Annotated in this window: 11 protein-coding genes and 1 pseudogene; 5 read left to right on the top strand and 7 right to left on the bottom strand. The window is 59.3% G+C overall.

Translation table 11 applies throughout. The annotated features are described in order from the left end of the window. Together GIW04_RS19955 and pdxR are read right to left on the bottom strand one after the other, a co-directional pair. Positions 1-202, bottom strand: a pseudogene (locus GIW04_RS19955) (cupin domain-containing protein); the annotation flags it as partial. Positions 203-286: 84 nt separating this feature from the next. Beyond that, a complete protein-coding gene (gene pdxR / locus GIW04_RS19950; protein WP_057709871.1) occupies positions 287-1,720 on the bottom strand; it encodes a MocR-like pyridoxine biosynthesis transcription factor PdxR in 1,434 nt (477 codons plus the stop codon). Between the two features lie 239 nt (positions 1,721-1,959). Between pdxR and GIW04_RS19945 the strand changes: the two genes are divergently transcribed. From GIW04_RS19945 to GIW04_RS19930, 4 genes are read left to right on the top strand one after another with little or no spacing between them, the layout of a single operon-like run. Further along, positions 1,960-2,694, top strand: a complete 735-nt coding sequence (locus GIW04_RS19945) for a hypothetical protein (RefSeq protein ID WP_236406871.1) — start codon at positions 1,960-1,962, stop codon at positions 2,692-2,694. Between the two features lie 39 nt (positions 2,695-2,733). Then, a complete protein-coding gene (locus GIW04_RS19940) occupies positions 2,734-3,330 on the top strand; it encodes a hypothetical protein (protein WP_236479147.1) in 597 nt (198 codons plus the stop codon). After that, positions 3,327-5,279 (top strand): calcium-binding protein, encoded by a 1,953-nt coding sequence (locus GIW04_RS19935; RefSeq protein WP_236479145.1) that lies wholly within the window; start codon positions 3,327-3,329, stop codon positions 5,277-5,279. Before GIW04_RS19940 ends, GIW04_RS19935 begins: the two co-directional genes overlap by 4 nt. A gap of 24 nt (positions 5,280-5,303) precedes the next feature. Continuing rightward, complete coding sequence (locus GIW04_RS19930; protein ID WP_120248254.1) at positions 5,304-7,046, top strand: hypothetical protein; 1,743 nt, start codon at positions 5,304-5,306, stop codon at positions 7,044-7,046. Between the two features lie 44 nt (positions 7,047-7,090). Here GIW04_RS19930 and GIW04_RS19925 read toward each other — a convergent pair whose 3' ends face one another. The 5 genes from GIW04_RS19925 to GIW04_RS19905 form a co-directional block, all read right to left on the bottom strand. Next, a complete protein-coding gene (locus GIW04_RS19925; protein WP_034135439.1) occupies positions 7,091-7,858 on the bottom strand; it encodes an SDR family oxidoreductase in 768 nt (255 codons plus the stop codon). Positions 7,859-7,879: 21 nt separating this feature from the next. Then, positions 7,880-8,947, bottom strand: coding sequence for a phosphotransferase family protein (locus GIW04_RS19920; RefSeq protein WP_056784620.1), 1,068 nt, complete (start codon positions 8,945-8,947; stop codon positions 7,880-7,882). Positions 8,948-9,076: 129 nt separating this feature from the next. Next, the gene (locus tag GIW04_RS19915; protein WP_003190818.1) at positions 9,077-10,030 is read right to left on the bottom strand and encodes a 2-hydroxyacid dehydrogenase; all 954 of its coding nucleotides are present in this window, start codon (positions 10,028-10,030) and stop codon (positions 9,077-9,079) included. Positions 10,031-10,209: 179 nt separating this feature from the next. Further along, the gene (locus tag GIW04_RS19910) at positions 10,210-10,656 is read right to left on the bottom strand and encodes a hypothetical protein (protein ID WP_183043778.1); all 447 of its coding nucleotides are present in this window, start codon (positions 10,654-10,656) and stop codon (positions 10,210-10,212) included. Positions 10,657-10,709: 53 nt separating this feature from the next. Continuing rightward, on the bottom strand, positions 10,710-11,210 hold the full coding sequence (locus GIW04_RS19905) for a DUF4822 domain-containing protein (RefSeq protein WP_120248253.1): 501 nt from the start codon (positions 11,208-11,210) through the stop codon (positions 10,710-10,712). A gap of 415 nt (positions 11,211-11,625) precedes the next feature. On the opposite strand from GIW04_RS19905, the gene GIW04_RS19900 reads away from it, so the two are divergent. Further along, on the top strand, positions 11,626-12,829 hold a 1,204-nt coding region (locus GIW04_RS19900; protein ID WP_236479143.1), incomplete at its 3' end, for a serine/threonine transporter.

Here is a 12,829-nt window from a genome sequence, read left to right as displayed (position 1 = left end):
CCACGGCGGTGCCGGTGTGGCTGTGGGGCACGGTGGCTTGGCCGGGGGCGTAGTCCACGGTGAGCATGATGGTTTTCTTGCCCGGCACGTTGGTCAAGGCGTGCTCTTGCAGCACCTTGAGCGTCTCCTGGTTGTAGACCGGGTCGTGGGCAAATGCACTGAGGGAGGCGAGCATCAGTGTGGCAGCGAATAAGCGTTTCATGAGGAGGGTTCCATCGGGTTCAAGACCGCTTCACCCTACGCCGCAGAGGGCCTGCCACCAATGACCAATGCGCCGGAAAACCGCCTAGCCAATCTGCAAGAGAATATCGCGGACCTTGTCCAGCGCCGGGTCAATGTCCAGGGTCTCGATGGCACCGAACCCCAGAATCAGCCCCGAGCGCACCGGCAGGTCGTGAAAGAACACGTCCAGGGGATACAACCCCACCTCGACCTCACGCGCCCGTTCCATCAGTAAGGGAATATTCACCGGCACCTTGCACAGGGCCGCCAGGTGAAAGCCGGCCACCGTAGGCACGGCCTCGAACCACGGTGACAGATCGCCCGCCAGACGCTGCAATATGCGTTCGCGACGCCCCGCATAGAGGCTGTGACAGCGACGAATATGCTTGAGCAGGTAGCCTTCGCTGATGAACTTGGCCAGTGCCCACTGCGGCAAGGTAGCGCTGTGCTGGTCGGTCAGTTTCTTGGCCTTGAGCACTGCGCCGTAGATGGCCGGCGGCAGCACCGCATAGCCCAGGCGTAACTCCGGCGACAGGGTTTTGGAGAAGGTGCCGACGTAGGTGACCACGCCTCGGGTATCCATGCTTTGCAGGGAGTCAGTGGGGCGGCCTTCGTAGCGGAATTCGCTGTCGTAATCGTCTTCAATGATGATCGCGCCGAGCGCAATGGCGCGGTCCAGCAGGGCCTCGCGCCGCGCCTGGCTCATGGGCATGCCAAGGGGGAATTGGTGGGACGGCGTCACATAGATCAAGCGGGTGCCATCCGGGATCTGGTCGACCTGCAGGCCCTCTTTGTCGACGGCCACACTGGCAACATTGGCGCCCATCGCGACGAACAATTGGCGTGCGGGGCTGTAGCCAGGGTCTTCCATCGCGACCAGGCTGCCGGGCTCAAGCACCACGCGGGCAATCAGGTCCAGCGCCTGCTGTGCCCCGTTGGTGACCACGATATCGCGGGCCCCGCATTTGACCCCGCGAGAAAACGCGATATGCCCGGCGATGGCTTCGCGCAGGGCGGGCACGCCTTCTGGCTGGCTGTAAAAACCACTGTTCTGGGCGATACGACGCAACGCATCCTGGGTACAACGCCGCCATTCGTCCTGGGGGAAGTGGTGGCGTGTCGTCGCACCGCCGATAAATTCGTAGCGCAGGATATCGTCACGGGCGGGGTGGCCCATGGGCGAGGGCAGTGCGGCCCATTTGCCCAGGTTGGCGGCGCACGCCAGGTCGGTGGCGGTTTGCACGCGGTCGGGTTGCGGCGCCCACGCATTGACGAAAGTGCCGCGGCCGATCTTGCCAACCAGCAGGCCCTCATAGGTCAAGGTGGCGTAGGTATCCGACACCGTCTTGCGCGAGATGCCCAGTTGTTCGGCGAGCAGTCGGCTGGGGGGCAGCTGTGCGCCTGCCGACAGCCGCCCGGTGGCGATGGCTTCGCGCAACTGCTGGTAGAGCTGTTCGGCCAGGTCCTTGCGGCCATTGATGACTACGTGCAGTTCCATGTTTGCTCCCAAGGTTTGGCTCGGCGCCAAGGTTACTCGCTCGTAATGCGGGCTCAAAAGGGTCTCTGTGTAAATCGTCCGCACGCATAGACATCTACAGCTGCAAAGAGCGCGTTGGCCGCGATCATGTCCCTGTTGCAGGCTCTGGATGCCTGCAGCCAGCGTTATTCAATGGTATGGCATAGGGAATAAGACTCATGGCGACAAGCGAACCACCTGCAAAGAAAAGGTATCCGACTTTGCTCGCGCTCGATCAGCGCTTGGGCCCGCTGATTGTTGGAGAGCTGACTCTTCAGCGCGCGGACCTGGCCGCCATGGGCGCGAGCATGTCGGGCAAGCCCCTGAGAGCCAGACACTTGGACGTGCGCGAGGCCGATCAGACGCTGCTTGATTCGATCCGTTTCTCGGTGCCTGAGCTGCAGCGCTATTTAAGCACCGCAGATTCGGTCAGCGGCAGCAGCGCTGCTCTATTATTCGAGTTCGCGGCATTGCGCTCGGTACAGGCCCCGCCATTGCTGCTGCCTGAGGCGGGTGGCGAGCATTCGGGGGCAATGGACAAGCTCGACAGCCTGCTGTGCAAGGTGCAAAAAACCAACCTCAACCAAGTGTCGCAGTTGGAAGGGATGCCTCAATGGGTAGAGCCGAAGAAAAGCCGAAGCCTGGCGTTGATAGGCGCCGGGCTTGGGGTTTACGGGTATTACAGTGCAATCAGCGCATTGACCGATGCGATCAAGACTGGCGACATCGACGAGACGGTAGTCACCGGTGCTGAGCTGTTCGCCAATCTGACGGGGGAGGCACTGGAGCTGGCGCTTGAGCGGTTCGGCAAGCGGATGCTGGAAAACGGTCGGAAGGTGTTCGCGGGCTTTAACGCCAGTACGTTGGGCAAGATCATGCAGCGGGGCGCGAGCCTGTTTGCCTTGGTACTGACCCTGTCTTTTGACATCATCAGTGCCCAGAAATCGCTTTCCTAAGCGGCGAAAAGTACCGGCAAAGAAGCACTGGACCATTACGTGAGCGCCGGCTTCACTATCCTGGGGGCAAGCATCAGCGTGATCCTCAGTGTTGCAGCAGCGGCCGGTTTCAGCGTTGCCGGCCCGCTGGGTATCGCTGCAGCTGTGGTGTTGATGCTGGGGATGCAGCTCTATTCTGCGGTTCGTCAGGTGGATGAAATTGATGATTACATCGAGCTGAGTATCGTTGAGCGCCTGCAGGCCGGGTGGTTGGCGTTTCAAGGCCGGGAGCCGCAGCGAGACGTGCGTGACCGGTACGTTCTGGCAAAAATGCAAAAGCAGCATGCGCAGCAACTGACAAGCCAGGCCGAAGCCTGGCTGATGGGTGCGCTCAAGGGCACCGTGCAGGCGGTGGTAAATGGCCGGTTTGAGGTACGCCTGAATCCGGTACGCCATTGGAAGCGTCGATGGAATGAAGCCGAGGGCGAGGATGCCTACATCGACACCAATGAACCAACGGTCGTTGACCTGGATGACGATGTGGATGCTTCAAACACCCCGGTTGACCAGATTCCAGGCGTGGTGTCTGGCAGTCAATGGGTGAATGCTGCTGTGCTCTGGCGACTGGGGGCGGTAACGACAAGGTCAAAGGCTTGAGCGACAACCCGAATATTTTTCAGTTCGGCGCAGGCCACAAGCAACTCACCGGCGGCGCGAAAGCTGATGTGTTCACGTATGAGATACCGGCGGGCACACTGGATGCAGCGCTCGCGAATGGCCCGGTCAGTGAACTGTATGGCGGGGCCGGCAGCGATACGCTCAATTTGTCCAACTCGGCAACCTATCAGGAAGGGGCGCAGGGTTATGCCATTGATCTGCAGGCAGGCACTGTTGCTCGGCGCAAAGACCTCGGCACCCCGACGCCTCATCACTCGATTAGCCTGGATTCGATTGAAAACGTCTCGACTCCGGCTGGCGTTGCCAACCATGTCAAAGGTTCGGCCCAGGCCAATACGGTGATCGCCGAGGGTGATAATGATCGTGTCGAGGCAGGAGATGGTAATGATACGGTGGTAGTGCTGGGCGCCAACGCGTGGGTCGATGGGGGCGCGGGCAAGGATCGCTACGTCATTGCCAGCAACCGCGGCACCGTGACCCTTAAGGATCAGGACTGGGCGGAAGGTGCTGTGATTGAAATGCGCTGGCCATTGGCTGCGATCGCCAGTTGGCGTATCCAAGAGTGCGCGCTGGTTATTGTAGTCTGGCGCGGCGAGGACGGCGAACTGCCACAGCACGTGATCAGGCTTGAGCAGCTGTATACGCGCAGCGACAGCCAGCGGCGGTTGAACACGCACAACCTGCTGTTTGTCACGCAAGACGGCTACATGCTTGAGCCGATCCTCACACCTGTATTGGCTGGCGAGGAAGATGTCAGCGTCGCGGTTGCCGTGCGAGGAGGTGGCCAGGATCTCACTATTGACAAGGTGCTGAGCGCCGGAGAGTTCGTGGTGCCCTATGGGCGTTCGAGCCGCTGTTTCATTGAGCGTGGGCCGAGCAGGAAGGAGGTGGCTGTTCGCCTCAAAGGCGACACCACGGCTTGCATGTTGTACGTGGATTACTCGTCGCGCGAGCTGCTGCAAGCCTTGGCCGAATACCGTGTGACCTTGCGCCGGGTTGGTCATTTCGATTCGCTGACCTACAGCGATGTGAGGTTGACCCTCACATTCACCGATGGCGGGCAATTGGTTCTCGCCAACTACGCCAGCGATCGATCTTCGACGCGCACCAACGTGACGTCCAACATCATTGCGGTCAGCTTGAAGCTTGATTGTCGATTCGAACTGGTCATGAACGATGGCGTCTCCTATCGGGTTCAGGCTGCTCAGCAAACTTACGCCCAAGACCGTGCTTCGCCTGGTTTCAATACCTTCGACGGCCGTTCGGCTCTGGTCAAGCGTGTAGGCACCCATCCGTTTTTTCGGCCGCACAGCGCCAAAGGTGTCTGGTTGCAGTCGGTGCCTCAGAAAATCGTGATCCCGGCACCGCCGCATTACCAGAAGTCGTACGCGTTGCTGGGGCGGGCCTCCACTTATGAAGTGGTGCCCAGCACCGGTTCAACAATTTGCCTGTCCACGCCGGGCGCACTGGCGAAACAGTCGAATGCATCGTTTTGGCGAATCAACACTGCAAGCCTTGGCGAACTGATCGAGCAACGGCATATCGTACTGACCAACGACACATTGAAGGTCGGCAGTGTGACTGTGCGCCTGCCACCGATGACAGACCCTTCGGTGCCGCTGGAACAGGTCAGCGTGCACACCCAACAGGGCGAGCAGTACGACATCCGACAGGACCTGGGCGCTGTTTATCTGGCGCAACTGGACGCTGCGCCATACGCAACCGTAGACGCAGTGTTCGGCGCGCTGCGCCGCTCTCGCCAGTGGGCGACGTTGATGGTGCGCCAGCTGCGTGTGATCGGCCTGGCCCTGAAGGACGGTACGGTATCGGGCATTCATTACGACGCAGGTCGCGACTGTTGGGGAGCGGACCTGGAACCCCAGCGTAACGTTACGTCGTCGGACCTGCGGTTCACGCGGGTTGCGTGAGCATCAATTCAAAAGGACTTTTTCATGCAACAGAATACTAACTCGCCCCGAACTGCCTCAGGTTCTTCCTCGCGTGTGGGCTCGGGTGCCGACACCTTTATGGTCAGGGATTACGGCGCGCCGAGTCGCAGTGCCGCAGCGGTTAATCAAGGCACGCTACGTGCGCAATTCGCCGATGCCGATAGGTACGGGATACCGCAAATAAGTGCTTTGGATGTGCCAGGGCCTACGCCGCCGCAGGCTGTGCTGGTGACCGGCGATACGCTTGGCGCCGCGGATGCCGAGGGCGTTCGTCATGCGGGTGGTCGCAGTTATGTCGACCTGACCACCGGAGAAACAGTGCAAGTGGTCTACGACCCGGCAAGTGGGGGTTATCACCCACGTTTGCCTTATCAGTTGGCGGCCAGCTCTGCTGTTGTGCAGCGGATGGCTGGAGCTTGCACTTGGACAAGTTCGACGCCTGCAACACATTCCCGCGCCATGTCGATGCCCAGTCCCACGCCTGCAAGCGTGCGCCTGGACCCACAGTGGGATTTGCACAGCTATGACGCCAGTGGTGCGGGCGCAACGCAAGGGGCTGTCATCCCGGGAAAAAAGAACTATCTCATTGGCGGGCAGACCTACTACGGCGATACGCAATTTTCGTTGGACTACTATCGGGTGGGCATGAGCAAACTCCACCGGTTTAATGACCGTGGCAAGTGGGTGGTGAGTGGCGCCATTGCCGAAGACGGCATGGTTCAGATCCACGGCGACCCGGCTGCCACCTATCTGTATATAGGCAATGTACTGGCTCGCATCCAGGTCGATAGCGCCAGAAATAAGTATCAACTAGTCGCTGCCGCACAAAGCGGCCTGCCCGGTATTTTTCTGGATACCGGTGGCAGCCGGGCGTCGTGGGTACCCGAAATGCGCCTGGACAGTATTGGCGACATCATCAGCGCTGCGCGCAAGCGCCTGGGTTACAGCGCTGTTACCAGTGACATGAGCCAGGGCTTGATGTCGACCATGGACAAGCAGACGTACTGCTACATGCGCCAGTATGCGCGGCAGATGATTGCATTCGACAACGCCCATATTCGCAACGCGCCGGTGCAGTATCGAGATCGCTTGATCGATGCGCACATCTGGCGCCATGGTTATCCCTATGACCGTCTGCTGCTCGGGATGCGCGCCAGGGCCGAGCGCACAGCATTACCGCTGGGCATCGTGCAGTTCGATCCCTTTCAGGGCATGGCCACCGTTGCCCCACGACGAGAGGGAGGGATCAATGTGGGCGCCGTTCTCCAGAACGACCAGCTTTACTATCCCCAACGGCAGAGGACCCCAGATGAGCAACAGCTGCTTGATCAATGGAAGGCCCTGAATACCACCGATGAAAATATATTGCGGGGGCAGGCCAACGAAAAAATGTACCAAGCGCTGCTTGAAAACGATGGCTATCGAATCATTCCTGGTGGAACTTATGGCGGTGGTCAGAATGGTTTTGATCTGGTGTTCAAAGGGCCAGCGGATGATGTTTATGTGCTTGAGGTCAAGCATGCCAAAAGCGGCAGCACCAGCATGGCCAAGGTCAATCCTGATTACCAGATGGAAGATGGTTGGGTTGCAAGGGTTTTAAGCAGGCTGGATGCAAATGATCCAGGCGCCGGACAGGTGGTCGAGGAGGCGCTGAGGAGTCAACGGCTGTTCAAAGTGATTGGTGCAACCTTGCCAGACGGCAAGCTGGTGTTGTTCAAGATCGATATGGGCGCTGTGCGTGCCTGATGGCAAACGGGCCAGCCCGTCTGCCACCGGCGACGCCTGTGGCTTCAGGACAAGAAACCACCGTCCACATTCAGCGAAACGCCGGTGGTGTAGCTTGACGCGTCACTGGCCAGGTACAGCACCGCACCGGCCATTTCGCTGGGGTCGGCGACGCGCTTGAGCGGGATTTGCGCCAAGGCCATTTTCAGGATCGAGTCGTTCTTGACCAGCGCCGAGGCGAACTTGGTATCGGTCAGGCCCGGCAGCAGGGCATTGCAACGGATGCCAAAGGCGGCACATTCCTTGGCAAATACTTTGGTCATGTTGATCACGGCGGCCTTGGTCACCGAGTAGATGCCCTGGAACACGCCCGGCGAGATGCCGTTGATCGAGGCCACGTTGATGATGCTGCCGCCGCCGTTCTCGCGCATCAGCTTGCCGGCTTCCACCGACATGAAGAAGTAGCCACGGATATTCACATCAACGGTCTTCTGGAATGCGCCCAGGTCGGTGTCCAGTACGTTGCAGAACTGCGGGTTGGTGGCGGCGTTGTTGACCAGGATATCCAGGCGGCCGAACTGTTCGCGGATGCCGGCGAACACCTGGGTGATCTGCTCCATTTCACCAATATGGCAGGCAATGGCCGTGGCTTTGCCGCCGTCGGCGATGATCGCATCAGCCACGTGCTGGCAGCCCTCCAGCTTACGGCTGGAGACAATCACATGGGCACCTTGCTGGGCCAGTAACTTGGCGATGGCCTCACCGATGCCACGGCTGGCGCCGGAAACAAACGCAATCTTGCCGTCGAGGTCGAACAGGTTGGTCTTGGACATGAGGGTTCCTTGTAGTTGCACTCAGAGCGCTGATTTGCCGATGACATTCAGGCTCATCTGCTCCAGCAGTTTGTTCATGTGGATGAACTGCGCGAAGCGTTTGTCCTGGGTCTGGCCATGGAAGAAGCGGTAGTAAATCTGCTGCACAATCCCGGCCAGGCGGAACAGGCCGTAGGTGTAATAGAAATCGAAATTGTCGATCTGGATGCCGGAGCGCTCGGCGTAGTAGTCGACAAACTGGCGGCGGGTGAGCATGCCGGGGGCGTTGCTCGGCTGGCGGCGCATCAGTTGCACTGGGGCCGGGTCCGCGGCCTCGATCCAGTAGGCGAGGGTGTTGCCCAGGTCCATCAGCGGGTCGCCCAGGGTGGTGAGTTCCCAGTCCAGCACGCCGATGATCTGCATCGGGTTGTGCGGGTCGAGGATCACGTTGTCGAAGCGGTAATCGTTGTGCACGATGCTGGAGGTGGGATGATCGGCTGGCATCTTGTCGTTGAGCCAGGCGCGTACCGCCTCCCACTTTGGTGCATCGGGCGTCAGGGCTTTTTCATAGCGCTCGCTCCAGCCGCGAATCTGCCGCGCCACGTAGCCTTCGGGCTTGCCCAGGTCGGCCAGGCCGCAGGCGGTGTAGTCGACCTGGTGCAGTTCGACGAATTTGTCGATAAAGCTTTTGCACAAGGCTTCGGTGCGGGTGGCGTCCAGGCCCAGTTCAGCCGGCAGGTCGGACCGCAGGATGATGCCGTTGACGCGCTCCATCACATAGAACTCGGCACCAATCACCGATTCATCGGTGCAGTGCACATAGGCTTTGGGGCAGTACGGGAAGCCATCTTTAAGCTGGTTGAGAATGCGGTATTCGCGGCCCATGTCGTGGGCAGACTTGGCCTTGTGGCCAAACGGTGGGCGACGCAGCACAAATTCCTGGCCGGGGTATTCCAGCAGGTAGGTCAGGTTCGACGCACCGCCCGGAAACTGGCTGATGGTGGGCGTGCCATCCAAGCCCGGGATATGGGCCTTGAGGTAGGGATCGATCAGGCTGGCATCAAGTTCTTCGCCTGGGCGAATCTGGGTCGATTGGTCGTTCAGCGCCATGCTTATCCCTTCTGCTTATTCTAAAGGCCTTGGACTATTTCCTAATCTAATGCGCACACCCGCCCAGCGACAAGGTCGGGGCGGCTTAATAGGTTAGCGTGTTGAAGCGTGATCAGCGTGCCTGATCGGTCATTTTGCCGGCGCTGGCAAGGCTACCGGTGTAAGCACGGGGCGGCCGGCAAAGTATTCCACCAGGTTGTCAGCGACGCGCTGCACCGTGTCATGGACCGCTTCCGGGGACAGCCCGGCCACGTGGGACGTCAGCACGGTATTGCTCAGGCGCTTGAGGGCATCGGGCACTGCGGGTTCATCGTCAAATACGTCCAGCGCGGCGCCGCCGATGCGTCGCTGTTCCAGCGCGGCGACCAGGTCGGCGGTCACCACCACGCTGCCGCGGCCAATATTGATCAGAAAACCGTGCGGCCCCAGGGCGTCCAGAGCGTGGCGGTCGATCAGGTGGCGAGTGCTGGCACCGCCGGGCGTGGCCAGCACCAGGAAGTCCGAGGTGCGCGCCAGCTCCACGGCCGTCGCACAGTAGGTGTAATCCACGTCATCGCGGGGTTGGCGGTTGTGATAACTCACCTCCATGCCGAACCCCAGGGCGGCGCGCCGCGCAATCTCCATGCCCACCGCGCCCAGCCCGACAATCCCCAGGTGTTTACCGCTGATGGAAGGGCGCATCACCTTCGGCCATTCGCCGCGCCGTACCGCCGCATCTGTCTGGGGAATGCCACGCACCAGTGATAGCAACAACGCCATGGCGTGATCAGCCACTGAAGGGGCGTTTACGCCAGCGCCGTTGGTGACCACAATCCCACGGTTGCTCGCCGCCTGCAGGTCTACATGCTCGTAGCCGGCACCGATCACGCAAATGATCTCCAGCAGGGGCAGTGCGGCGATTTCCTCGGCGTAAAGCCCCAGCGGGCCACGGGTCAGCACAGCCTGGATCTGCCCACCATGGGCCTTGATCGCCTGCGCGCGTTCAGCGGGCGTCGGCGCCAGGATCACATGAAAGTCACTGCTTTCGATGATTTGCAGGTATTCGTTGATGGTTTCAACCAGGACCAGAACAGTGGTGGGCATCGCAAGGCTCTTCCTGAAGGATTTGAGAGCATGAGTATGCACCGAACCTACCCGTTATTGCGCTGACCTCCCGCAAGAATGCTGGATGAGTCAAACACTGGCTATTGCGCAGAACGCCATACGCGGCGAGCTGCGCAATCCAAGCGTGGGAAGCTCGGTGGCTTAGCTGAGGGCACCCATTATTCAGCCGTCCCCGCCTGCCGTGCCTGGGCTTGCTCTCTCTGGGCTATCGGCATGAAATCGTATGTGGGGAAGAACTCTGTCTTGTATGCACCCCACGCCGTGTTCTCGATGGCGAGGTTGACCGCCGCCAGACGCGACGCCGGCAGGCGCAACACGATGACTTGCCCGATGCCCATGGTGATATTCCAGCTGACGACTTCTACACCTGCGGGCGGGAATACCTTGTGAAATTCCTGCTTGGCCAGTTGGGCTTTTAATTCACCCAGCGGTCGGGATTGATCGTGTTTAAGAAAGACGGTCAACATCACTGCGTTATCGGAGGTGGCGGCGACATTTTTTGCTGTCGGGGCCGCATTAGCACGTACCTCGGATGCAGTGGGTAACAGCGTGGCCGCCAACAGTGCGGGTATTAACATTGACTTCAGGTGCGTGTGTATATTCATATTGAAGTGCCTCGTTTGTTATTGATTTTTATGGTTGGCGATAAGTGAATTGATTAGTTTGACATCTGAGTCTTTATCGGCCCGCTGTAAGGCGCGTGCACCACGTAGATTCGAACGGGCGGGTTAGTTGCTACCATGTCGCGCGGGACTTCGCGAGAATAAGTAAATTCGGTGTTATCCAGTTTTTCCAACCTTCTGACGATGGTGCGGTGAGGGCCCAGGTCGGGTACCAGGATGTGGGTCTGTTTGTCGCCAGTGACCATAAAATAGCCGCCCCCACCGTCAGGGTGTTTCGAGCGCCCCGTATCGGTATAGAAGAACTCATAACGATTGCGTTGTGGCTCCCACATGGAAATGCCAACCACGCCGGGGTACTTGGCTTTGACGTCGTTTTGTGGTTCGCCCTCTATATAAACCTTAGTCGTCAGCCATTGAGGCGAAGAGGCCAAGGCACGAATGTCCACCTCGGGCTCAACAGGTGTCGCGTGACTTGACTGGGCGCCTAATAACCCCGCAAAAAATAAGCCGGCAAAAGTAGCGGTGAGTTTTCGCATCATCAAACTCCTTAAACGTGGATTCAGTGGTGTTGTCGTATTTTTGATCGGTGCGCGAAGATATTAGTGTGTGAATTTGTGCAGGCTCAATACCTGTGTATGGTTCTGAAACAGTTGAGGTGTTGTAGGGTTAAGAATATGACTTTTAAGCGGGCAAGTTCTGAACTTATTGTCGGAATCTTCTTGTAAGTTTGACGTGTTAGAGGAAAAAGCAGGGCTGTTCGTACGGCACCTCGGTCATCCAGATCCTTTACGAATAGCCGCCCTTGAACAGATGCACCGCCTAACCATTCCTCAGCTAAGTCTTTGCTTCTCCAAGAGAATCCCGGACAATCCGGCCCTTGTTATGGTCAGGGCGCTGCCTGTCAGGTTTTTCTGACTCGTCCTGGCCGTGTGAATGCGGAGATCCGACCGGATGAATGATCAGGCCAATAGCGTCGACGAACGCTATGCAACGACACCTGCAACGCTCACAAGCTGGAGCCGCCAGGACACTACCTGGATGCTCGGGCTATTCGGTACCGCCATTGGCGCCGGTACTTTGTTCTTGCCTATCAACGCGGGCCTGGGGGGCTTCTGGCCGCTGGTGATCCTGGCGTTGCTGGCCTTCCCGATGACGTTCTTTGCCCACCGTGGGCTGACCCGTTTCGTGCTGTCCGGCCGTGAAGGTTCCGACATCACCGACGTGGTTGAAGAGCATTTCGGTATCAAGGCCGGTGCGCTGATCACCTTGCTGTACTTCTTTGCGATCTTCCCGATCCTGCTGATCTACAGCGTGGCGCTGACCAATACCGTCAGCAGCTTCATGGAGCACCAGCTGCATATCCTGCCGCCGCCCCGGGCCATCCTGGCGTTTGTGTTGATCCTGGGTTTGCTGGCCGTGGTGCGTTGCGGCGAGCAAGTGATCGTCAAGGCCATGAGCTTGATGGTGTACCCGTTTATTGTGGCCTTGCTGTTCCTGGCCGTGTACCTGGTGCCGCACTGGAATGGTGGCATTCTCAGCACCGCCAGTGAGGTGCCGGCACCGTCGGCGCTGCTCAATACGCTATGGCTGGCGATTCCGGTGATGGTGTTCTCGTTCAACCACTCGCCGATCATCTCGGCCTTCGCGGTGGACCAGAAGCGCCAGTACGGCGCACACGCCGAGGAGCGCAGTTCGCAGATCCTCTCCCGCGCGCACCTGCTGATGGTGGCGATGGTGCTGTTCTTTGTGTTCAGTTGCGTGCTGACCCTGTCGCCCGCACAGTTGGCGGAAGCGAAAGCGCAGAACCTGTCGATCCTGTCGTACCTGGCCAACCACTTCGATAACCCGACGATTGCCTTTGCCGCACCGTTGATTGCGTTCGTGGCGATTGCCAAGTCGTTCCTGGGCCACTACATCGGCGCCAGCGAGGGCCTCAAGGGCCTGGTGGTCAAGACTGGCCGCCGCCCGGCACCCAAGACCCTGGACCGCATGACCGCAGCCTTCATGTTGGTGGTGTGCTGGATCGTCGCCACGCTCAACCCGAGTATCCTTGGCATGATCGAGACCCTGGGTGGGCCGGTGATCGCGTCGATTCTGTTCCTGATGCCGATGTACGCCATCCGCAAGGTGCCGGCCATGGCCAAGTACCGTGGGC

This window comes from Pseudomonas sp. PA-4-8C, from assembly GCF_021606625.1.
Classification (GTDB): domain Bacteria; phylum Pseudomonadota; class Gammaproteobacteria; order Pseudomonadales; family Pseudomonadaceae; genus Aquipseudomonas; species Aquipseudomonas lactis.
The sequence above is the reverse complement of the archived record's forward strand: the minus strand, read 5'-3'. Positions and strand labels throughout refer to the sequence as shown.